This window comes from Actinomyces bouchesdurhonensis (assembly GCF_900128465.1).
In the GTDB taxonomy this organism is placed as follows: domain Bacteria; phylum Actinomycetota; class Actinomycetes; order Actinomycetales; family Actinomycetaceae; genus Pauljensenia; species Pauljensenia bouchesdurhonensis.
In genome coordinates, this window is the sequence record NZ_LT635862.1 from 22,772 (window position 1) to 44,574 (window position 21,803).

Genomic DNA, 21,803 nt, shown 5'->3' on the forward strand with positions numbered 1-21,803 from the left:
GCCCTGGTGTTGTGCTGCACTACCGTTTACGATCGAGAATCTGCCTCTTGCTTAACGATGGGCCGACTTAGTGGGCCAAAGCCGTAGACACTCTTGCGGCAACTTAAGGTGCTCAATTCCCAGCTGGGATGCAAGGTTTGTCCGAAACCGAGCAAGGTCCTTGGTGTCCTGCCAGCGTGAGCGAATAACGTGCCAACCTTCATTGACGAGTTCGTGTTGGCGACGGAGCCACTTACCGGTGTTATCCCGTACTTCCTGCTCATTGTTGCCAAACTTTGTACGTCCGTCAGGCTCGATGATCACTTTGAGATCTGGAAGAACGATGTCACCGAAATACGTGTTAGCTCGGACAGTAATTGGATACTGAGTGACAACGTTCCCAGAATAGAGACTCTTGACGACCCACAGGACTGCTGCTTCGAAGATGTTGTCACACCCCCCGTCGGCAGCTCGGACGATAGCTTGTGCGCGCGGGAGTCCGTGGTGAGTTGGGTGTTGCGTGAGCTCCCGTAGCATTGCTTCCCGAACCTGGTTGCTTCTTTCCCGGGACTCTTCGAGAGAGAATCGATCAAAGTGTGATATGGCGTGTATGACCATGCTTACTGCGCAAAACGCCTCAACAGGTTCTCCGTTCAGCGCTAGACGCACCGCTGCCTCGATAGGTGCCTCTGCTTCAAGTGTGCCGATTGCGCTAACTGAACGCGGCTTGACTCTTCGGCACACGACTTTTGCAGGTGGAACGGTTGTGCGGGGGTGATGGACGGGACGAAAGGGAGCGACGCGTAGGCGCGTCTCGCTGGGCCAGACCTCGACGTTGGGATTAGCGGACCACGTTGGAATTCCATGTAACAACAAAGCGCTGTTGCCGGTGAAAACTATGCGTTGTGTTGTTTGGTACTCAAGTGCATGCACTCGTGCGACGTTGACGATACGCCAGATTTCCCAGGGTGCTGCTGTGTCGTCATTATGCAAACGAATGCGGTAGCCACGTCGAATTGTAAAAACGTTCGGGTCGTCAACGACGTTGGCGCGGCTGTGTCGATGGGTGCGGAATGATTCGATGGTTATCATACGTCAGATATAAAAAGTGAAGGCGCACACGGTCCAGCGCATCGACCCTACCTGTGGATAGCTATCAGCCGACCAAACAGGCTGTGCACAGAGGGTAGATGCTGCGGCGTTGGGAGATTGATCATCCGTGGAGGGTGGCGGCTTAGCCGCGTGTTCATTTATGTCAACCGCATGGGTGGGAATGTCCGCCCCTTGATGCGCGTATTAACCCGATGGATGGCAGTGTGGGCAGCCTGCCCATGCTGCCACCAGTAGGGTTTAGCTGCGCATCGAGGGGTTAAGGCAGCCAGTCGTAGGGTCCAGCTGCCGTTCGGCCTGGACAAAAGCCGCACAAACAAACCGTCAACAACTTGCGCACAACCCCAGCCGGGACGTAGGAAGGTTTGGAATGTAGGGAAAGGGGGAATGCGGAACCTTGTGCTGCAATCCACGAGGCATGTGACCTTCTGAAACTGGACGTGTTGCAGATTGAGCCGATGCTAACGGGCGCGCCAGAAGGGGGCGAACAACATGCTGCTCACCACGCGATGGTCTCGCGTGAAGAAGTAGCAAACAGTGAAAGTATCGGACAATAGCACCCCCATCCCACGACAGATTGTGCGCACAATCCGACAGAACGCACGAGGCCCCACGGCGCAGGGGCGACCGTGCGGTTGAATAGGTGGTGGCGGTTCCCATCTGCCCTCTGGTCTGCGGCGACCCACGTCTATGGAGACACAAACGGGATGGACAGGGAGCTGGTCTGGCTCTGGGATGCAGGGTTTCGGAACTGAAAGAGGACATCAACAATGCTTTCCATCAACTGGTCTGATGTGTGGAAGATGGTTGAGTCGATCAAGGTCCCCTTGATCGTCATCGGCGTGGCGCTGGCGCTCGCCATTATCGTCTCCCTCGCTGTTTTCAAGGTGGGCGAACCGGCCCGCAAGCTCACGCGCTCGACGGCCTGGCTCGCGGCGCTCGTCGCGATCGTCGTCGCAGTCGTGTCGATGATGTACGGCGGCTTCAAGACGGTGCTTGACCTGGCTGCCGGCACCGGCGCGCTGACGGACGCGTCGAAAGCCCAGGTCGAAGAGCTGGGTAACGATATTTCGAACGAGGGCATGGTCCTCCTGAAGAACAACAACAGTGCCCTGCCCCTGGCCAAGGGCTCGGCGATCAACGTGTGGGGCTGGGGCTCGACGAACCCGATCTACGGCGGCACAGGCTCCGGCTCGCTGTCGAAGGACAATCCGACGACCTCCCTCCTGGACGGCCTCCACAACGCGGGCTTCACCACGAACGACGAGCTGACGAACCTGTACACCTCCTACCGCGCGGAGCGCCCCGAGGTGGGCATGTTCAAGGCCGATTGGTCGCTGCCTGAGCCCACGCAGGACAAGTACTCTGATGACTTGCTCTCGAACGCCACCGCCTTCGGTGACACCGCCGTGGTGACGATCGCGCGCTCGGGCGGCGAGGGCTTCGACCTGCCGCGCGACGTCGACCAGGAGATGATGAACAACCCATACTTCAGCTACACGAACAACTCCGAGGAGTACTCGGACTTCGAGGACGGCCAGGGCTACCTGGAGCTGACGCGTCCCGAGAAGGACATGATTGAGCTGGCGAAGAAGACATCGACGAAGACGATCGTCGTCATCAACGCCGCCAACGCCTTCCAGCTTGGCGAGCTCCAGGACGACCCGGAGATCGACGCGATCGTGTGGGCGATCCCCGGCGGTCAGGTGGGCTTCAACGCTCTGGGTCGCATCCTGGACGGCGAGGTGAACCCGTCGGCGAAGACCCCCGACACCTTCGCGCGTAACATCAAGGCGGGCCCCGCGGCTAACAACTTCGGCGACTTCCAGTACACGAACATGACGGAGTTCGCTCAGGAGGATCCCTTCAACAAGGGCACCCAGACGCAGCCGTCCTTCGTGAACTACTCTGACTCGATTTACGTCGGCTACCGCTGGTATGAGACGGCCGCCGCTGAGGGCGTCATCGACTATGGTAACGAGGTCGTCTACCCCTTCGGCTACGGACTGTCCTACACGACGTTCTCCCAGTCGATGAGCGATATTACGGTCGACGAGGCCTCGGGCACCATGTCCGCAGACGTGACCGTCACGAACACGGGCCAGGTCGCGGGTAAGGATGTCGTACAGATCTACGACAACCCGCCCTACACGGACGGCGGTATCGAGAAGGCTGCCGCGAACCTGGTGGCCTACGACAAGACCAAGGAACTCGCACCCGGCGAGTCTCAGACGCTGACGATCACCTGGAACCGCGATGCGCTCGCATCCTACGACGCGACCAGCGCCAAGGCCTACGTGCTCGAGGCCGGCGACTACAAGATCTCCGCGCGCTCCAACTCGCACGACGTCATCGACGAGAAGACGTACACGGTGGACGCGACGCAGACCTTCAACACTTCGGACAACACGCACGACGGTGACCAGGTCGTGGCCACCAACCGCTTCGACGACGCGAAGGGTGACGTCACCTACCTGTCGCGCGCCGGCCATTTCGCGAACGTCGCGGAGGCCACCGCTGCCCCCACGAGCTTTGAGAGGAGCGAGGCCAATAAGGCGAAGTTCCTTGCGACGTCCAACTACGACGCGGCTGCCGCCGACGCCGACAGCAGCGCGACGATGCCGACGACGGGCGCCAGGAACGGCCTCGTCCTGGGTGACCTCGCGGGCCTCGATTACGACGACCCGAAGTGGGATCAGCTCCTCGACCAGCTGAGCATCAAGGAGATGAACACCCTCATCTCCAAGGGTGGCTACGGTTCGCCTGCGATCTCCTCGGTCGGAAAAGTGCGCGTGTCGGATGTGGATGGCCCGGCCTCGCTGAACAACAATTTCACGGGCGTCGGCTCGATCGGCCTGCCCTCCGCGGTGTCTGTGGCGGCGACCTTCAACAAGGAACTTGCGCACTCCTTCGGTGACGCGATCGGAACGATGGCGCACGACATGCAGGTCTCGGGCTGGTACGCGCCGGCAACGAACACGCACCGCTACGCCTACGCGGGCCGTAACTTCGAGTACTTCTCGGAGGACCCGGTCCTGGCTGGAACGCTGGTCGCCGAGGAGATCAAGGGCGCCCAGGCGAGGGGCGTGTACGCCTTCCTCAAGCACTTCGCCCTTAACGATCAGGAAACCAACCGCACGCACATGCTGGCGACCTGGACGAACGAGCAGGCGATGCGTGAAATCTACCTGCGTCCCTTCGAGATCGGAGTCAAGGACGGTGGTGCGCACGCAATCATGAGCGCGTTCAACTACATCGGCCCGGAGTACGCGGGTGCGAACTCGGCGCTTCTGAATAACGTTCTGCGCGACGAGTGGGGCTTCCGCGGCATGGTACTCACCGACTACTTCGCGGGCTACGGCTACCAGAACGCCGACCAGATCACGCGGGGTGGTGGTGACCTGATGCTCGCGACGCTCGACATGCCGATCTCCACCGTCAACGTGCAGGACGCCACGGGTGTGACAGCCCTTCGTAACGCCTCGCATAACATCCTCTACACGGTTGCTAACTCGTGGATGTATGAGAATGGCCAGCCCGAGGTGACCCGCAACGCGTGGGAGTACATCACGTGGGTGGTGGCAGGACTCCTGATCCTGTCGCTGCTGGGCCTCGAGGTGGTGGCGATCCGCCGCTACCGCACCCGCAAGGCGGAGGCCGTGGTCGCCGTTGAGTCCAACGCTTCGATCGACGAGGCCGGGGCTGAGAATACGGAAGAGTGACCGATCCGGGAACGGCCGGAATGCGCACGACTCTCTGGAGATGGTGAGCATCGCCGACCCGTAGGGGAGGGGCCCGCAGGCGAGTGCCTGCGGGCCCCTCCGCGCTGCAAGTCGGATGAAATGAGCGCTCAAGAAAACAAAAGAACGCTGGGAGAGCAGCCAAGAGGAGAAGACATAGCGTCGGAGTAGGAGGCGAATCACCCCAGTACCGAAGAGTGCGAGCGCCTCTCAGCCCCGGCCTCGTCGATGAGGGGGGAACCACACGTCAGCCCCTTTGACGAATGGCGACGTTTCCCACTATCCTTGAGGATGGTTCCCGCCACTGTGGAACCTCTGTGCCCGGGAAACCGGGAGCGGGCTCCGTCCGTCGGAGCTCCGGGCGTCATTCTCTGACCCTCGTGGTTATCATGGCGCGCCGGCCCCCAGCGGACACGTGTGCCCACGCGGGGGTTATGCAGTCGCGGAAGACTGACAATCAGGGCCACCCCTCGACGTGAGGGGAGGCCGCCGACGGAAAGAAACTGGAGACCCAGTGCCTACCATTCAGCAGCTCGTCCGCAAGGGACGTGTCTCGAAGCGCGCGAAGGTGAAGACCCCCGCGCTGAAGGGCTCCCCCCAGCGTCGCGGCGTGTGCACCCGCGTGTACACCACCACGCCGAAGAAGCCGAACTCGGCTCTGCGAAAGGTCGCTCGTGTGCGCCTTTCATCCGGCATCGAAGTCACCGCGTACATCCCCGGTGAGGGCCACAACCTGCAGGAGCACTCGATCGTGCTCGTGCGCGGTGGTCGTGTGAAGGACCTGCCCGGCGTGCGTTACCGCATCGTGCGCGGCTCGCTCGACACCCAGGGTGTCCGCGGCCGCCAGCAGGCTCGTTCCCGTTACGGCGCGAAGAAGGAGAAGAAGTAATGCCTCGTAAGGGCCCCGCTCCCCGTCGCCCCCTCGTCGACGACCCGGTCTACGGCTCCAAGGTCGTGACCCAGCTGGTCAACCGCGTCCNACCGAGCGTCTCGCCAATGAGATCCTCGACGCCTCCAACGGCCTCGGTGCCGCTGTGAAGCGCCGTGAGGACATGCACAAGATGGCTGAGTCCAACCGCGCCTTCGCGCACTACCGCTGGTGATGTAAAGACGAGGCCTGGGTAACCGGGCCTCGTCTCACGCAGCATAAACACCCATTACTTCGAACGAAGGAACCACACTCGTGGCACTAGAGGTGCTGACGGACCTCAACAAGGTCCGCAACATTGGCATCATGGCTCACATCGATGCCGGCAAGACGACCGTGACCGAACGAATCCTGTTCTACACGGGCATCAACTACAAGATCGGCGAGACGCACGACGGCGCATCGACGACCGACTGGATGGAACAGGAAAAGGAACGCGGCATCACGATTACGTCCGCCGCCGTGACCTCTTTCTGGAACGGTAACCAGATCAACATCATCGACACCCCCGGTCACGTTGACTTCACCGTTGAGGTTGAGCGCTCGCTGCGCGTCCTCGACGGCGCTGTCGCTGTGTTCGACGGCAAGGAGGGCGTGGAGCCCCAGTCCGAGACCGTGTGGCGTCAGGCCGATAAGTACGACGTCCCGCGTATCTGCTTCATCAACAAGATGGATAAGATGGGCGCCGATTTCTACTTCTCGGTTGGCACCATCAAGGAACGCCTCCACGCGACCCCCATCGTCATGCAGCTGCCCATGGGCGCCGAGAGTGATTTCGTCGGCAACATTGACCTGCTGACCATGGAGGCCCTGACCTACCCGGCCAAGGACGACAAGGGCAACGACACGCTCGGCTCCCTCGTCGTGCGAGGCCCCATTCCGGAGGAGTACCAGGAGCAGGCCGAGGAGTACCGCGAGGCGCTCGTCGAAGCCGCTGCTGAGGGCTCCGACGAACTCACCGAAGCCTACCTGGAGAACGGCGACCTGACGCTCGAGCAGATCAAGGAAGGCATTCGCCTCCTGACCATCAACTCGCGCGCGTTCCCCGTCTACTGCGGTACCGCCCTGCGTAACATGGGCGTGCAGCCCGTCCTCGACGCCGTCGTGGACTTCCTGCCCTCCCCGCTCGACATCGGCTACGTTCGTGGCTTCCTCCCCGGGTCTGAAACCGAAGAAGAGACCGAGGTCCGCCACCCCGACGAGAAGGAACCCTTCTCCGCTCTGGCCTTCAAGATCGCCGCGCACCCCTTCTACGGCAAGCTCACCTTCATCCGCGTGTACTCCGGTAAGGTCGAGTCCGGCTCTCAAGTCCTCAACTCGACCAAGGGCAAGAAGGAACGCATCGGTAAGATCTTCCAGATGCACTCCAACAAGGAGAACCCCGTCGACGTGGCGCACGCTGGCCACATCTACGCGGTCATCGGCCTGAAGGACACGACCACGGGCGACACGCTTGCCGCAATTGACAAGCCGATCGTCCTCGAGTCGATGACGTTCCCCGCCCCCGTTATCCAGGTCGCCGTCGAGCCCAAGTCGAAGGCCGACCAGGAGAAGATGGGTATCGCCATCCAGAAGCTCGCGGAAGAGGATCCGACGTTCACCGTCGAACTTGACCCCGAGACTGGTCAGACCATCATCGGTGGTATGGGTGAGCTCCACCTCGACATCATCGTCGACCGTATGCGCCGCGAATTCAAGGTCGAGGCCAACGTGGGTAACCCGATGGTTGCCTACCGCGAGACCATCCGCAAGAAGGTCGAGAAGTACGAATACACGCACAAGAAGCAGACCGGTGGTTCCGGTCAGTTCGCGCGTGTCATTATCGCCCTTGAACCCCTTCCGGCCGACTCCGAGGAAGAGTACATGTTTGAGGACAAGGTCACCGGTGGCCGCGTCCCGCGCGAGTACATTCCCTCTGTCGACGCGGGTATCAAAGACGCCATGCAGTCCGGCGTTCTCGCCGGCTATCCGATGGTTGACATCAAGGCCACGCTGCTTGACGGCGCCTACCACGAGGTTGACTCCTCCGAAATGGCGTTCAAGGTTGCTGGTTCGATGGCGCTGAAGGAAGCCGCGAAGAAAGCGAACCCCGTCCTCCTCGAGCCCATCATGGCCGTCGAGGTGCGTACTCCCGAGGAGTACATGGGCGACGTCATCGGCGACCTTAATTCCCGTCGTGGCCAGATCTCTTCGATGGACGAGCAGCACGGCGTTCGCGTCGTCAAGGCTCAGGTGCCGCTGTCCGAGATGTTCGGATACGTGGGCGACCTGCGTTCCAAGACGCAGGGCCGCGCTGTCTACTCCATGGAGTTCGATAGCTACGCCGAGGTTCCGCGCGCCGTCGCGGATGAAATCGTCGGCAAGTCTCGGGGCAACTGAGTCCCACCGGGGGTTCGCCCGGGCAGGGGAAACCTGCCCCTGCGAGCCGCCTCACACACAAGTAAACCTAGTAGGTCTCTAGCCCCAGGGGTGTTAAGCTGACACCTAGCCGTAGGCTGAGAATATCTACCCGAGTCCAGGAGGACACAAGTGGCGAAGGCCAAGTTTGAGCGCACCAAGCCGCACGTCAACATCGGCACGATTGGTCACGTTGACCACGGCAAGACGACGCTGACGGCAGCTATCACGAAGGTGCTGCACGACAAGTACCCCGACCTCAACGAATACACCCCCTTCGATCAGGTCGACAACGCTCCTGAGGAGCGCGATCGTGGCATCACGATCAACGTTTCCCACGTCGAGTACCAGACCGAGAAGCGTCACTACGCTCACGTTGACGCTCCCGGCCACGCCGACTACGTCAAGAACATGATCACCGGCGCGGCCCAGATGGACGGCGCGATCCTCGTGGTCGCAGCCACCGACGGCCCCATGGCCCAGACCCGCGAGCACGTCCTGCTCGCCCGTCAGGTCGGCGTCCCCACCATCCTCATCGCCCTCAACAAGTCCGACATGGTCGACGACGAGGAAATGATGGAACTGGTCGAGGAGGAGTGCCGCGACCTGCTCGAGTCTCAGGACTTCGACCGCGACGCCCCGATCATCCAGGTCTCTGCCCTGAAGGCCCTCGAAGGCGATCCCGAGTGGGTTGCTAAGATCGAGGAACTCATGGACGCTGTGGATACCTACATCCCCACGCCTGAGCGTGACATGGACAAGCCCTTCCTCATGCCGATCGAGGACGTCTTCACGATCACCGGTCGTGGCACGGTCGTTACCGGTCGTGTTGAGCGTGGCAAGCTGCCCATCAACTCTGAGGTCGAGATCCTCGGTATCCGTGAGCCCCAGAAGACCACGGTCACCGGCATTGAGATGTTCCACAAGTCCATGGACGAGGCCTGGGCTGGCGAGAACTGTGGTCTGCTGCTGCGCGGCACCAAGCGCGACGAGGTCGAGCGCGGCCAGGTTGTGGCCGTCCCCGGCTCCATCACGCCCCACACCCAGTTCGAGGGCCAGGTCTACATCCTCAAGAAGGAGGAGGGCGGTCGTCACAACCCCTTCTTCTCGAACTACCGTCCCCAGTTCTACTTCCGTACCACGGACGTGACCGGCGTCATCACCCTCCCCGAGGGCACCGACATGGTTATGCCTGGCGACACCACCGAAATCTCCGTTGAGCTGATCCAGCCCATCGCCATGGAGCCCGGTCTCGGCTTCGCTATCCGTGAGGGTGGCCGCACCGTTGGTTCCGGTCGCGTCACCAAGATCATTAAGTGAATCACTCGCTGAGGTCTACTCAGATTTGATTCGCTGCTGATCCAGCGGCATTGAGGGCCCCGCCTCTTCCAAGAGGCGGGGCTTCTCGCTGTTTTCTGCGCTGCGAGTCGATGGATCATCCGAGTCTCGTGGATGTTGCTCCCCGTCAGTCCGCTTTTGCGGCAACTCGGAAAAGAGCTACGGCCGAACCGTGATTCTTCGTTTTTGCGCGCAGCGGCGTCGGCCTCGTCGAAGCTTTGTGACCGATCCCCAGTTGCGACACGCCCGAGTGCGGGGTACGGTAGTTCCTTGGTGACGGTCGACCTGTCATTTGCGGTTCGACCAGCGCCGACGCCACTCTGTCGGTGGTTTCACATGCGAGAACGCTCCCTTGGGATTGTGCTTGCGGGTGGAACTCTGACAGAATGGCACGGTTGCCCCAGCGTCTCTGGGGTGGCCCATGCGTGCCATCACGTATGGGTCGGGCAATATGCCCAAGATCTTTGGACAAGACGTCGGTTCCGCGCGAGTTTTCGCGCCAGCAACGGCTGCGACACGCCCGAGTGCGGGGACCGGCGGCGAATCTGTACGAGAAGAGGTAAGACGGCATGGCGGGACAGAAGATCCGCATCCGGCTCAAGTCGTATGACCACGAGGTCATCGACAGCTCCGCGCGCAAGATCGTGGACACCGTACAGCGTGCTGGCGCCACGGTCGTGGGCCCGGTGCCGCTGCCGACCGAGAAGAACGTATTCGTTGTTATTCGGTCGCCCCACAAGTACAAGGACAGCCGCGAGCACTTTGAAATGCGTACGCACAAGCGGCTCATCGACATCATCGATCCGACCCCCAAGGCCGTCGACTCGCTCATGCGCCTCGACCTGCCTGCGGACGTCAACATCGAGATCAAGCTCTGAGGACATCTGCAATGACTAACAAGAAGCAGCACGCTGCCGCGCCCGTCAAGGCGCTGCTCGGCCGCAAGATCGGCATGACCCAGGTGTGGGACGCCGACGGCCACCTCGTGCCCCTGACTGTTGTGCAGGTCGGCACCAACGTCGTGACCCAGGTTCGTACCCCCGAGGTCGACGGCTACTCCGCTATTCAGCTTGGCTTCGGTGAGATCGACTCCCGTAAGGTCACCAAGCCCCTCCAGGGCCACTTCGAGAAGGCCGGGGTTGCACCCCGCCGTCACCTCGCTGAGGTCCGTACTTCCGAGAACGACTCCTACGAGCTCGGCCAGGAACTCGACGCCAACACCTTCGAGGCCGGCCAATCCGTCGACGTTTCCGGCACCACCAAAGGCAAAGGCTTCGCCGGTGTTATGAAGCGTCATGGCTTCGCCGGTGTTTCCGCCTCCCACGGTGCGCACCGCAACCACCGCAAGCCCGGCTCGATCGGCGCCTGCGCCACCCCCGGACGCATCTTTAAGGGCCTGCGCATGGCCGGTCGCATGGGCGGCAACCGTCGTACTGTTCAGAACCTGACGATCCAGGCCGTGGACACCGAGAAGGGCCTGCTGCTTATCAGCGGCGCCATCCCGGGTCCGAAGAACGGCGTGGTCCTGGTTCGCTCCTCTGTGAAGGGCGCGTGATCATGACTGACGATCGTAACGTTGACATCATCGACGTCGAGGGCAAGAAGGCGGGTTCCGTCGTTCTCCCCGGTTCGATCTTTGACGTTCCCACCAACATTCCGCTGATGCACCAGGTTGTCGTTGCTCAGCTTGCGGCTGCCCGTCAGGGCACGCACGCGACGAAGACCCGCGGCGCGGTCTCCGGCGGCGGTAAGAAGCCGTTCCGTCAGAAGGGCACCGGTAACGCCCGCCAGGGTTCCATCCGCGCGCCTCACTTCACCGGCGGCGGCATCGTCCACGGCCCTCAGCCGCGTGACTACGACCAGCGCACCCCCAAGAAGATGAAGCAGGGTGCCCTGCGCTCCGCTCTGTCCGATCGTGCGCGCGCCGACCGCATCCACGTTGTCACCGCCCTGTTCGAAGGCGACAAGCCCTCGACCAAGACCGCTCTGGCAGCCCTGCGCGCCATCGTCGAGGACCGTCAGGCTCTTGTCGTCCTTGAACGTGGCAACGAACTGACCGCGCTGTCCCTGCGCAACGTTCCCGAGGTTCACGTCCTGTGGGCCGACCAGCTGAACACGTACGACGTCCTGGACGCCGATGACATCGTCTTCACGCAGGCTGCCCTCGAGTCCTTCCTCGGTACTAAGGAGGAGACCAAGTGAGCACGATCGAAGCGGGTAAGAACCCCCGCGACATCATTCTGAAGCCGGTCACCACCGAGAAGTCGCTCGCCCTGATGGACCTGGGCAAGTACACCTTCGAGGTTGACCCCCGCGCGAACAAGACCGAGATCAAGATTGCCCTCGAGCGTATCTTCGGCGTCAAGATCGGTTCCATCGCGACCCAGAACCGCAAGGGCAAGACCTACCGCACCCGTAACGGGATCGGTAAGCGCAAGGACGTCAAGCGTGCCATCGTCACCGTGCGTGAGGGCACCATCGACATCTTCGGCGATCAGGCCTGAGGACCGAAGGGACATTTGAACAATGGGAATTCGCAAGTACAAGCCCACGACTCCGGGCCGTCGCTTCTCGTCCGTCTCTGACTTCGTCGAGATCACCCGCGACACCCCCGAGAAGTCGCTGCTGCGCCCGCTGCACAAGACCGGTGGCCGTAACAACAACGGTCGCGTGACCTCCCGCCACCGCGGCGGCGGTCATAAGCGCCAGTACCGCGTGATCGACTTCCGTCGTCACGACAAGGACGGCGTCCCGGCGACGGTCGCTCACATTGAGTACGACCCCAACCGCACGGCTCGCATCGCGCTCCTCCACTACGCGGATGGTGAGAAGCGCTACATTCTCGCTCCGACCGGTTTGAAGCAGGGCGACCGCATCGAGGCAGGCGTTGACGCCGACATTAAGCCCGGCAACTCGCTGCAGCTGCGCAACATCCCCCTGGGCACCGTTGTGCACGCTGTTGAGCTCTACCCCGGCGGCGGCGCTAAGATCGCCCGCTCGGCTGGCACCTCCGTTCAGCTCGTCGCTAAGGAGGGTCGCTTCGCTCAGCTGCGTATGCCCTCTGGCGAGATCCGCAACGTCGAGGCCACCTGCCGCGCCACCATCGGCGAGGTTGGCAACGCCGAACAGTCGAACATCAACTGGGGCAAGGCCGGCCGTATGCGCTGGAAGGGCAAGCGCCCGCACGTCCGTGGTGTCGTCATGAACCCGGTCGATCACCCGCACGGCGGTGGTGAAGGCCGCACGTCCGGTGGTCGTCACCCCGTGTCGCCTTGGGGCAAGCCCGAGGGCCGTACCCGTCGTCCGAAGAAGGCGTCCGATCGTCTGATCGTCCGCCGTCGCAAGACCGGCAAGAACCGCTGAGTAGGAGTCGATTGAAATGCCGCGTAGTTTGAAGAAGGGCCCGTTCGTCGACGACCACCTGCTCAAGAAGGTCGATGCCGCGAACGAATCCGGCTCGAAGAACGTCATCAAGACCTGGTCGCGTCGCTCGGTCATCACCCCGGACTTCCTGGGTCTGACCATCGCCGTCCACGACGGCCGTAAGCATGTGCCCGTTTTCGTCACCGAGTCGATGGTGGGCCACAAGCTCGGCGAGTTCGCTCCCACGCGTACTTTCCGCAGCCACGACAAGGACGATCGTAAGGGACGTCGGCGCTGAGCCGGCCCCACGGAAGAAGAGGCAGATACATGGAAGCCAAGGCGCAGGCGCGATTCATCCGCGTCACGCCCCAGAAGTCCCGCCGTGTTGTGAACGAGGTTCGCGGCAAGCGTGTTCTGGAGGCCGCCGACATTCTGCGGTTCGCCCCGCAGGCCGTCGCTACCGATGTCCGCAAGGTGCTGCTGAGCGCAGTCGCCAACTCGAAGGTTAAGGCCGAGAACGCCGGAGAGACCTTCAACGAGGCCGACCTGCTCGTGCTCGAAGCATACGTGGACGAGGGGCCGACGATGAAGCGCATCCGTCCCCGCGCTCAGGGACGCGCTGGTCGTATCCTCAAGCGCACCTCCCACATCACCATCGTGGTGGGGACCAAGGAAGACAAGAAGAAGGGAGACCGCTGATATGGGTCAGAAGGTCAACCCCCGCGGGTTCCGTCTGGGAATCACCACTGACCACCGGTCTCGCTGGTTCTCCGACTCCACCACCAAGGGACAGCGCTACGCGGACTACGTGGCCGAAGACGTCGCGATCCGCAAGTTCCTGACCGACAACCTCGAGCGCGCCGGTATCGCCGAGGTGGCAATCGAGCGCACGCGTGACCGCGTTCGCGTCGACCTGCACACCGCTCGCCCGGGCATCGTCATCGGTCGCCGTGGTGCCGAGGCCGACCGCCTGCGCGTTCAGCTCGAGAAGCTGACGGGCAAGCAGGTTCAGCTCAACATCCTCGAGGTCAAGAACCCCGACCTCGAAGCGCAGCTCGTTGCGCAGGGCATCGCCGAGCAGCTCGCTGCGCGCGTGTCCTTCCGTCGTGCGATGCGTAAGGGCATTCAGTCCGCGCAGCGCGCTGGCGCCAAGGGCATTCGTGTCCAGGTGTCCGGTCGTCTGGGTGGCGCCGAAATGTCCCGCTCCGAGTTCTACCGCGAGGGACGCGTGCCGCTGCACACCCTTCGCGCGAACATCGACTACGGATTCCACGAGGCCCGTACGACCTTCGGTCGCATCGGCGTCAAGGTGTGGATCTACAAGGGCGACATCACCGAGCGCGAGTTCGCTCGCCAGCAGGCTGAGCAGGCTCAGCGTGGTGGCCGTCGCGACGGCCGCCGCGGCCCTCGCCGCGGTGGACGCCCCAACCAGGAGACCGCTGCGCAGCAGGCTCCCCGTGAGGCTAGCGCCTCCGAGGCCTCTGCGCCCACGACCGGATCGGAGGCCTGAGCCCAATGCTCATTCCCCGTCGGACTAAGTACCGCAAGCAGCACCGTCCCCACCGCACTGGCTTTGCGTCCGGTGGCACCGAACTGGCGTTCGGCGACTTCGGCATCCAGGCTCTCGAAGGTGCGTACATCACCAACCGTCAGATTGAGGCGGCTCGTATCGCTGTGACACGTCACATCAAGCGCGGCGGTAAGGTCTGGATCAACATCTTCCCGGACCGCCCGCTGACCAAGAAGCCCGCCGAAACCCGAATGGGTTCCGGTAAGGGCGCTCCGGAGTGGTGGGTTGCCCCCGTCAAGCCCGGACGTGTCATGTTCGAGCTGGCAGGCGTCTCGGAGGAACTCGCTCGCGAGGCCCTCAGCCGTGCCCAGCACAAGCTTCCTATCAAGACCCGTTTCGTGGTCCGAGAGGGTGGTGACATCTGATGGCAGATAAGGGTCTGACCACCGAGGCGCTCGACGCCATGGACAATGCCCAGCTCTCCAAGGAGCTGGAGAAGGCCAAGGCCGAGCTGTTCAACCTGCGTTTCGCGCAGGCCGTTGGCAACCTCGAGGATCACGGTCGTATGAAGATCGTGCGCCGCGACATTGCCCGGATCTACACCATCGCGCGCGAGCGGGAGCTTGGCTACCGCACCGCCCCGAGCACTGAGGAGTGAGCCTGATGGCAGAAACTACCGCTCGTAACGAGCGCAAGGTCCGTCGCGGCTACGTCGTCAGCGACAAGATGGACAAGACCGTTGTCGTCCAGATCGAGGACCGCGTCAAGCACGCCCTCTACGGCAAGGTCATGCGCAAGAACAAGAAGGTCAAGGTTCACGACGAGCACAACGAGTGCGGCGTCGGCGATCTCGTCCTCATCATGGAGACCCGCCCGCTGTCGGCCACTAAGCGCTGGCGCGTTGTGGAGATCCTCGAAAAGGCGAAGTGACCTTCGCTCACAGACCGAAATCCGTTCGGCAAGGCTCGACCGGTAGTATCCGGAAGAGAACCGGCACGACGACAGGAGTCAATAGAAAATGATCCAGCAGGAGTCGCGACTGAAGGTCGCCGACAACACAGGGGCCAAGGAGATCCTGACCATCCGTGTTCTCGGTGGCTCGGGTCGGCGCTACGCGGGTATCGGCGACACGATCGTCGCCACCGTGAAGGACGCCATCCCCGGCGGCAACGTCAAGAAGGGCGAAGTCGTCAAGGCAGTGATCGTTCGCACGCGTAAGGAAACCCGCCGCCCCGACGGTTCCTACATTCGTTTCGACGAGAATGCGGCCGTCATCATCAACAACAATGGCGAGCCGCGTGGCACGCGTATCTTCGGCCCCGTGGGCCGCGAGCTGCGTGACAAGAAGTTCATGCGTATCGTCTCCCTCGCTCCGGAGGTGATCTGATCCATGGCAGCCAAGATTCGTAAGAATGACCTCGTCGAGGTCGTTCGCGGACGCACGTCCGACGAGAAGGCACTGGCAAAGCGTAACGCCCGCCGCGCTGAGGAGGGTCTCGAACCCTTGAAGCCCGGTGATAAGGGCAAGCAGGGCCGAGTCATCAAGGTGTTCCCGGCTGAGGGTAAGGTCCTCGTTGAGGGCATCAACCTCAAGACGCGTCACGTGCGCCAGGGACAGCAGGGCAGCGCCGGTGGCATCGAAACTGTCGAAGCCCCTATCTCGCTGTCCAAGGTCGCTCTGGTCGACCCCGAGACTAAGAAACGCGTTCGCGTTGGTTTCCGTGAGGACACCGTTGAGCGCGGTGGCCGCACTCGCACCGTCCGAGTCCGCGTGACCCGTGGCGGCGCGAAGCGCGGCGTTGAGCAGGGCAAGGAGATCTGAGTATGGCCCCGCGTCTGAAGGAAAAGTACGTCTCCGAGATCCGCGAGGCGCTCCGTGCTGAGTTTAAGCACGAGAACGTCATGCAGGTCGGCGGACTGACGAAGATTGTCGTCAACATGGGTGTCGGCGAGGCCGCTCGCGACTCGAAGGCACTCGAGGGCGCTATCCGCGACCTCACTGCGATCACCGGGCAGAAGCCCGTGACCACCCGAGCCAAGAAGTCCATTGCGCAGTTCAAGCTGCGCGAGGGCCAGGCTATCGGTGCGCACGTCACGCTCCGCGGCGACCGCATGTGGGAGTTCCTGGATCGCCTCCTCTCGACGGCGCTTCCCCGTATCCGTGACTTCCGCGGGCTGTCTTCCAAGCAGTTCGACGGTCACGGTAACTACACCTTCGGTCTCACGGAACAGTCGATGTTCCACGAGATCGACCAGGACTCGATCGACCGAGTGCGCGGCATGGACATCACGGTTGTCACCTCGGCCACCACCGACGAAGAGGGTCGCGCCCTTCTGCGTCACCTCGGCTTCCCGTTCAAGGAGGACTGATCCATGGCCAAGACATCCCTGAAGGTCAAGGCTGCCCGCAAGCCGAAGTTCGGCGTGCGTGCCTACACCCGGTGCAACCGTTGCGGTCGTCCGCACTCGGTGTACCGCAAGTTCGGACTGTGCCGCGTGTGCCTGCGCGAGCTCGCCCACCGTGGCGAACTCCCCGGTGTCACCAAGAGCAGCTGGTAAAACGAACGTCGCAGGTCCCGGGTAACCGGAGAAACCGCGACGAGGAAGGGGAATAAACCCCCATGACAATGACAGACCCGATTGCAGATATGCTGACGCGTCTGCGCAACGCGAATCGTGCGCACCACGATGCGGTTTCCATGCCGTACTCGAAGCTCAAGAACGCGATTGCGAACATCCTGGTCGAGGAAGGCTACATTGCCTCGACCTCCGTCGAGGATGCCCGCGTGGGTAAGACTCTGACGATCAACCTGAAGTACGGTTCGCACCGTGAGGCTGCGATCCAGGGGCTTAAGCGCGTGTCCAAGCCCGGTCTGCGCGTGTACGCCAAGTCCACCAACCTGCCTAAGGTCCGTGGCGGCCTCGGCGTGGCGATCCTGTCCACGTCGTCCGGCCTGCTCACCGACCGCCAGGCAGCCGAGAAGGGTGTGGGTGGGGAAGTCCTCGCCTACATCTGGTGACGAGGAGGTTGAACAATGTCGCGAATTGGTAAGAACCCCATCGCCATCCCCGCCGGCGTCGACGTCCAGATCGACGGCCAGAACGTGACCGTGAAGGGCCCCAAGGGCACCCTCTCTCACGTTGTTGCTGAGCCGATCACTGCGACAGTGAACGAGGGCCAGGTTGTTGTTGAGCGTCCGAACGATGAGCGCTCCTCACGTTCGCTTCACGGACTGTCCCGTACCCTCATCGCCAACATGATTGTTGGCGTGACCGAGGGCTACAAGAAGGACCTCGAGATCACGGGTACCGGTTACCGCGTGGTTGCTAAGGGCAAGGACCTGGAGTTCTCCCTGGGCTTCTCTCACACGATCACCGTCACCCCACCCGAGGGCATTGAGTTCACGATTGCTCCGAAGTCTCAGACGCTGTTCACGGTGTCCGGAATCGACAAGCAGCTTGTCGGTGAGACTGCTGCTCGCATCCGCAAGCTGAAGAAGCCGGAGCCTTACAAGGGCAAGGGCATCCACTACGTGGGCGAGACCATCCGTCGCAAGGTCGGAAAGGCTGGTAAGTGATGGCTTACTCGATCAAGGGCAAGGGCAAGTTCGTCGCTCGCAAGCGCCGTCACCTCCGCCTCCGCAAGAAGATCAACGGCACGCCCGAGCGTCCCCGTTTGGTCGTCACCCGCTCGAACCGCCACATGGTGGCTCAGGTCATCGACGACACGGTTGGCCACACCTTGGTTTCGGCCTCCGACATCGAGGCAGAGCTCGCTGGCGCCGAGGGCACGAAGACCGACAAGGCCCGCAAGGTCGGCGCGCTGATCGCCGAGCGTGCGAAGGCTGCCGGTATCTCCGCTGTCGTCTTCGACCGTGGTGGTAACAAGTACACGGGTCGCGTTGCGGCCGTTGCCGAGGCCGCCCGCGAGGGCGGACTTGAGCTGTGAACGAGCCGAAAGAAAGAGAGATCATCTGATGGCTGCACAGCAGCGAGACAGGAACGGTTCGGGCGCAGGCGAGAACAACGAACGCCGTGAGCGCCGCTCCGGTCGCGGCAACGATCGCGATAACCGCCGGAACAACGAAAACAAGAACGAGTACATCGAGCGCGTCGTGACGATCAACCGCGTCTCCAAGGTCGTGAAGGGTGGACGTCGTTTCTCCTTCACCGCCCTGGTTGTCGTGGGTGATGGCGAAGGCACGGTCGGTGTCGGCTACGGAAAGGCCAAGGAAGTTCCTCAGGCCATTTCCAAGGGCGTCGAGGAGGCGAAGAAGAACTTCTTCCGCGTCCCGATGATTCGCCGCACGATTACGCACGTGGTGCAGGGGCGCGATACCGCCGGTATCGTCCTGCTCCGTCCGGCTGCCCCCGGTACCGGTGTTATCGCCGGTGGTCCGGTGCGCGCCGTCCTGGAGGCCGCGGGCGTCCACGACGTGCTCACCAAGTCGCTGGGCTCGTCCAACGCGATCAACATCGTCCACGCGACGGTTGACGCACTGAAGCAGCTCGAGCAGCCCGAGGCGGTTGCCGCTCGCCGCGGCCTGCCCCTCGAGCGCGTTGCTCCCTCGTCCATGCTGCGCGCTCGCGCAGAGGGCGAGGCCGAGAAGCGCGCTGCTGCCGAGGCCGCCGAGGCCGACAAGGCCGCTGCAGGGGAGGCTAAGTGATGGCGAAGAACATCAAGATCACGCAGGTCAAGTCCTCTGCTCACGCGAAGCAGAACATGAAGGACACGCTGCGCACCCTCGGGCTGCGCAAGATCGGCCAGAGTGTCGTGCGCGAGCAGACGGAAGCCGTTCTGGGCGCCGTCCGTACCGTGCGTCACCTGGTGACCGCTGAGGAGGTCGACTGACAATGGCGGACTCCACGAAGAAGACGCAGATCGTTAAGCTTCACCACCTGCGTCCTGCCCCCGGGGCGAAGACCGCTAAGACCCGTGTGGGTCGCGGTGAGGCTTCGAAGGGCAAGACCGCGGGCCGTGGCACCAAGGGCACGAAGGCCCGTTACCAGGTTGCCGCCGGCTTCGAGGGTGGCCAGATGCCGATCCACATGCGTCTGCCGAAGCTTCGCGGCTTCAAGAATCCCTTCCGCGTTGAGTACCAGGTAGTGAACGTTGGCATGCTCGGAGAACTCTTCCCCGAGGGTGGCAAGGTCACGGTCGAGGATCTCGTCGCTAAGCACGCAGTTCGCGATTCCGCGCCTGTCAAGGTGCTTGGCACCGGCGAGCTGAGCGTCAAGCTCGAGGTTGAGGTCGATTCTTGGTCGTCCTCAGCCGAGGCGAAGATCACTGCCGCTGGCGGGTCTATCTCGGCTCGCTGACGCTCGACGGGGGTGGTCCTTCATAGGACCACCCCCGTTGTCTTTGTCATGATTCGCATGTTCAGGGTGTCAAGTAGTGCCTGACAGGCGACATGACAGGGCCGTAAGTGCGGGCCCGCGTACGACGCGTTCCGTTTGGTACGCGTTAGTGCGTCCTTTTTAATGATTGGATCTCGCCATTTGTTACCCGTGTCGGGTAAGCTAAATCAGTCTAGGGGCTTTGCCCCGCTGCCCATCACCCGTAGGAGGAAGCCTTGCTCGGTGCATTTGCCCAGGCGTTCCGTACCCCCGACTTGCGTCGGAAGCTGCTCTTTACACTGTTCATTATGGCTGCGTTTCGGCTTGGGTCGTTCATTCCGACACCCGGCGTCGACTCGCAGGCCGTGCAGCGCTGTATGGCGCAGGAGACTCAGGCTTCGTTGCTTGACCTTGTGAACTTGTTCTCGGGTGGTGCTCTGCTGCAGCTGTCGATTTTCGCGCTGGGCATCATGCCCTACATCACCGCGTCGATCATTATTCAGTTGCTGAGGGTCGTGATCCCGCGTTTTGATGATCTTCACAAAGAAGGACAGACCGGTCAGGCTAAGCTCACCCAGTACACGAGGTACCTGACGATCTTCCTTGGTGTTCTCCAGGCGACGACGACGATTTCTCTGGCTCGCAGCGGCCAACTGTTCCAGGCGTGTTCCGAGGACGTGATTCGTGATCGCTCTGTCCTGACTTTCATCATGATGATCATTGTGATGATGGCTGGTACCGGCGTCATTATGTGGCTGGGTGAGCTCATCACGGAGCGCGGAATCGGCAATGGTATGTCCCTGTTGATCTTTACTTCCATCGCTGCCCGGTTGCCTGAGCAGCTGCTTTCCATTGGCCAGGCCGGAAAGTGGGGTTCTGTCGCAGCTATTGTCGCCCTGCTTCTTGTTGTCGCTATCGCCGTCGTATACGTGGAGCAGGCACAGCGCCGTATCCCGGTGCAGTACGCCAAGCGTATGATTGGGCGTCGTCAATATGGTGGAACGACCACCTACATCCCGCTGAAGATCAACATGTCGGGTGTTATCCCCGTCATCTTCGCGTCCTCGATCCTGGCGTTGCCTCCGATGGTCGCGCAGTTCGGAAAGCCGCAGGATGCGTGGGTTCAGTGGATTTCTGCGCACTTTACGCAAGGTAGTTCGTTCTACCTGACGATTTACGCGCTCATGACATTGTTCTTCGCCTTCTTCTACACGGCGATTACGTTCAATCCGGACGAGGTCGCGGACAACATGAAGAAGTACGGAGGATTCATCCCCGGGTACCGTGCGGGCCGACCCACGGCCGAGTACCTGCGGTACGTGATTAATCGAATCACGTCGGCGGGTGCCCTTTACCTGGTGATCATTGCCCTCCTGCCGTCGCTGGCGATCATCCCGTTGAAGTTGTCGAGTTCGCAGATGCCTTTCGGTGGCACGACGCTGCTCATTATCATCGGTGTTGGTTTGCAGACGGTGAAGGAAATTAACACTCAGTTGCAGCAGCATCACTACGAAGGATTCCTGAAATGACAGTTGTCATCCTCCTCGGCCCCCCCGGGGCCGGTAAAGGTACCCAGGCCTCGCGTATTGCGGAGCGTTTGAATATTCCCGCCATCTCGACTGGCGACATCTTCCGCGCCAACATGGCGGAGGGGACGGAGATCGGCAAACAGGCGCAGGCCTACATGGATCGCGGTGAGTTCGTTCCTGACTCGGTCACGAACGCGATGGTGAAGGCTCGCTTGGCTGCCCCGGACACCGCGAAGGGCTTCCTGCTGGATGGCTACCCGCGTTCGGTGGAGCAGGCGCACGTGCTGCGCGACATGCTCCTCGACCTGGGTAAGTCGATTGATGTCGTCCTGGAGATTCAGGTCGATGAAGACGAGGTCGTGGAACGTATGCTCAAGCGCGCGCAGGAGCAGCATCGTACGGATGATACCGAACCCGTGATGCGTCACCGCCTCGAGGTCTACCACCAGCAGACGGAACCAGTGGCCACGTACTACGTGGATCAGGACTTGCTCGAGGTTGTGGACGGTCGCGGAACGATCGACCAGGTGACGGAGCGCATTTTTGCGATCCTGGATTCGGTGGCGAAGTAG

General features: G+C 62.0%; 27 protein-coding genes and 1 pseudogene. All 28 read left to right on the top strand.

Annotated elements, in window-relative coordinates:
- Window positions 1–1,859 precede the first annotated feature (1,859 nt).
- The 28 genes and pseudogenes from BQ7477_RS00085 (at window position 1,860) to BQ7477_RS00220 (ending at window position 21,803) form a co-directional block, all read left to right on the top strand.
- The gene (locus BQ7477_RS00085) at window positions 1,860–4,811 is read left to right on the top strand and encodes a glycoside hydrolase family 3 N-terminal domain-containing protein (protein WP_073982343.1); all 2,952 of its coding nucleotides are present in this window, start codon (window positions 1,860–1,862) and stop codon (window positions 4,809–4,811) included.
- Window positions 4,812–5,343: 532 nt separating this feature from the next.
- Entirely contained in the window at window positions 5,344–5,718 is a 375-nt protein-coding gene (rpsL, locus tag BQ7477_RS00090; RefSeq protein ID WP_003790639.1) for a 30S ribosomal protein S12, read from the top strand.
- A pseudogene (locus tag BQ7477_RS12720) lies at window positions 5,718–5,932 on the top strand (hypothetical protein). Before rpsL ends, BQ7477_RS12720 begins: the two are co-directional and overlap by 1 nt.
- An 80-nt stretch (window positions 5,933–6,012) precedes the next feature.
- Window positions 6,013–8,136 carry an elongation factor G gene (fusA, locus tag BQ7477_RS00100; RefSeq protein WP_073982344.1) on the top strand — a complete coding sequence of 708 codons (2,124 nt, stop codon included), beginning with the start codon at window positions 6,013–6,015 and terminating at the stop codon, window positions 8,134–8,136.
- Window positions 8,137–8,286: 150 nt separating this feature from the next.
- On the top strand, window positions 8,287–9,474 hold the full coding sequence (gene tuf / locus BQ7477_RS00105; protein WP_073982345.1) for an elongation factor Tu: 1,188 nt from the start codon (window positions 8,287–8,289) through the stop codon (window positions 9,472–9,474).
- A 587-nt stretch (window positions 9,475–10,061) separates the two neighbouring features.
- Window positions 10,062–10,370 (top strand): 30S ribosomal protein S10, encoded by a 309-nt coding sequence (gene rpsJ, locus BQ7477_RS00110; protein ID WP_003790631.1) that lies wholly within the window; start codon window positions 10,062–10,064, stop codon window positions 10,368–10,370.
- Window positions 10,371–10,381: 11 nt separating this feature from the next.
- Window positions 10,382–11,047, top strand: a complete 666-nt coding sequence (gene rplC, locus BQ7477_RS00115) for a 50S ribosomal protein L3 (RefSeq protein ID WP_073982346.1) — start codon at window positions 10,382–10,384, stop codon at window positions 11,045–11,047.
- Between the two features lie 2 nt (window positions 11,048–11,049).
- Complete coding sequence (rplD, locus tag BQ7477_RS00120) at window positions 11,050–11,694, top strand: 50S ribosomal protein L4 (RefSeq protein ID WP_073982482.1); 645 nt, start codon at window positions 11,050–11,052, stop codon at window positions 11,692–11,694.
- Window positions 11,691–11,996, top strand: coding sequence for a 50S ribosomal protein L23 (rplW, locus tag BQ7477_RS00125; RefSeq protein WP_003790626.1), 306 nt, complete (start codon window positions 11,691–11,693; stop codon window positions 11,994–11,996). Before rplD ends, rplW begins: the two co-directional genes overlap by 4 nt.
- Before the next feature lie 22 nt (window positions 11,997–12,018).
- Window positions 12,019–12,855, top strand: a complete 837-nt coding sequence (gene rplB, locus BQ7477_RS00130) for a 50S ribosomal protein L2 (RefSeq protein ID WP_073982347.1) — start codon at window positions 12,019–12,021, stop codon at window positions 12,853–12,855.
- A 16-nt stretch (window positions 12,856–12,871) separates the two neighbouring features.
- Window positions 12,872–13,153 (top strand): 30S ribosomal protein S19, encoded by a 282-nt coding sequence (rpsS, locus tag BQ7477_RS00135; protein ID WP_003790621.1) that lies wholly within the window; start codon window positions 12,872–12,874, stop codon window positions 13,151–13,153.
- Window positions 13,154–13,182: 29 nt separating this feature from the next.
- The gene (gene rplV, locus BQ7477_RS00140) at window positions 13,183–13,554 is read left to right on the top strand and encodes a 50S ribosomal protein L22 (protein WP_003790620.1); all 372 of its coding nucleotides are present in this window, start codon (window positions 13,183–13,185) and stop codon (window positions 13,552–13,554) included.
- Window position 13,555: 1 nt separating this feature from the next.
- Window positions 13,556–14,365 carry a 30S ribosomal protein S3 gene (gene rpsC / locus BQ7477_RS00145; RefSeq protein WP_073982348.1) on the top strand — a complete coding sequence of 270 codons (810 nt, stop codon included), beginning with the start codon at window positions 13,556–13,558 and terminating at the stop codon, window positions 14,363–14,365.
- A 5-nt stretch (window positions 14,366–14,370) separates the two neighbouring features.
- Window positions 14,371–14,790, top strand: a complete 420-nt coding sequence (rplP, locus tag BQ7477_RS00150) for a 50S ribosomal protein L16 (RefSeq protein WP_073982349.1) — start codon at window positions 14,371–14,373, stop codon at window positions 14,788–14,790.
- Complete coding sequence (rpmC, locus tag BQ7477_RS00155) at window positions 14,790–15,023, top strand: 50S ribosomal protein L29 (protein ID WP_073982350.1); 234 nt, start codon at window positions 14,790–14,792, stop codon at window positions 15,021–15,023. The genes rplP and rpmC overlap by 1 nt, the downstream gene beginning before the upstream one ends.
- Before the next feature lie 5 nt (window positions 15,024–15,028).
- Complete coding sequence (rpsQ, locus tag BQ7477_RS00160; protein ID WP_003790611.1) at window positions 15,029–15,295, top strand: 30S ribosomal protein S17; 267 nt, start codon at window positions 15,029–15,031, stop codon at window positions 15,293–15,295.
- 88 nt (window positions 15,296–15,383) lie between these two features.
- Window positions 15,384–15,752, top strand: coding sequence for a 50S ribosomal protein L14 (rplN, locus tag BQ7477_RS00165; protein ID WP_003790609.1), 369 nt, complete (start codon window positions 15,384–15,386; stop codon window positions 15,750–15,752).
- Window positions 15,753–15,755: 3 nt separating this feature from the next.
- Window positions 15,756–16,187, top strand: a complete 432-nt coding sequence (gene rplX, locus BQ7477_RS00170; protein WP_073982351.1) for a 50S ribosomal protein L24 — start codon at window positions 15,756–15,758, stop codon at window positions 16,185–16,187.
- A gap of 2 nt (window positions 16,188–16,189) precedes the next feature.
- The gene (gene rplE, locus BQ7477_RS00175) at window positions 16,190–16,735 is read left to right on the top strand and encodes a 50S ribosomal protein L5 (protein ID WP_009058550.1); all 546 of its coding nucleotides are present in this window, start codon (window positions 16,190–16,192) and stop codon (window positions 16,733–16,735) included.
- Between the two features lie 3 nt (window positions 16,736–16,738).
- Window positions 16,739–16,924 carry a type Z 30S ribosomal protein S14 gene (locus tag BQ7477_RS00180; RefSeq protein WP_003790603.1) on the top strand — a complete coding sequence of 62 codons (186 nt, stop codon included), beginning with the start codon at window positions 16,739–16,741 and terminating at the stop codon, window positions 16,922–16,924.
- Window positions 16,925–16,986: 62 nt separating this feature from the next.
- Window positions 16,987–17,385 (top strand): 30S ribosomal protein S8, encoded by a 399-nt coding sequence (gene rpsH / locus BQ7477_RS00185; protein WP_009054660.1) that lies wholly within the window; start codon window positions 16,987–16,989, stop codon window positions 17,383–17,385.
- A 15-nt stretch (window positions 17,386–17,400) separates the two neighbouring features.
- Complete coding sequence (gene rplF / locus BQ7477_RS00190) at window positions 17,401–17,943, top strand: 50S ribosomal protein L6 (protein ID WP_073982352.1); 543 nt, start codon at window positions 17,401–17,403, stop codon at window positions 17,941–17,943.
- Window positions 17,943–18,314 carry a 50S ribosomal protein L18 gene (rplR, locus tag BQ7477_RS00195; RefSeq protein ID WP_073982353.1) on the top strand — a complete coding sequence of 124 codons (372 nt, stop codon included), beginning with the start codon at window positions 17,943–17,945 and terminating at the stop codon, window positions 18,312–18,314. The genes rplF and rplR overlap by 1 nt, the downstream gene beginning before the upstream one ends.
- Window positions 18,315–18,342: 28 nt before the next feature.
- Window positions 18,343–19,032, top strand: coding sequence for a 30S ribosomal protein S5 (gene rpsE / locus BQ7477_RS00200; protein WP_073982354.1), 690 nt, complete (start codon window positions 18,343–18,345; stop codon window positions 19,030–19,032).
- Complete coding sequence (rpmD, locus tag BQ7477_RS00205; RefSeq protein ID WP_034505670.1) at window positions 19,032–19,217, top strand: 50S ribosomal protein L30; 186 nt, start codon at window positions 19,032–19,034, stop codon at window positions 19,215–19,217. Before rpsE ends, rpmD begins: the two co-directional genes overlap by 1 nt.
- A 2-nt stretch (window positions 19,218–19,219) precedes the next feature.
- Window positions 19,220–19,684 carry a 50S ribosomal protein L15 gene (rplO, locus tag BQ7477_RS00210; RefSeq protein ID WP_073982355.1) on the top strand — a complete coding sequence of 155 codons (465 nt, stop codon included), beginning with the start codon at window positions 19,220–19,222 and terminating at the stop codon, window positions 19,682–19,684.
- Window positions 19,685–19,938: 254 nt separating this feature from the next.
- Window positions 19,939–21,231 carry a preprotein translocase subunit SecY gene (gene secY, locus BQ7477_RS00215; protein WP_073982356.1) on the top strand — a complete coding sequence of 431 codons (1,293 nt, stop codon included), beginning with the start codon at window positions 19,939–19,941 and terminating at the stop codon, window positions 21,229–21,231.
- Window positions 21,228–21,803 carry an adenylate kinase gene (locus tag BQ7477_RS00220; protein ID WP_073982357.1) on the top strand — a complete coding sequence of 192 codons (576 nt, stop codon included), beginning with the start codon at window positions 21,228–21,230 and terminating at the stop codon, window positions 21,801–21,803. The genes secY and BQ7477_RS00220 overlap by 4 nt, the downstream gene beginning before the upstream one ends.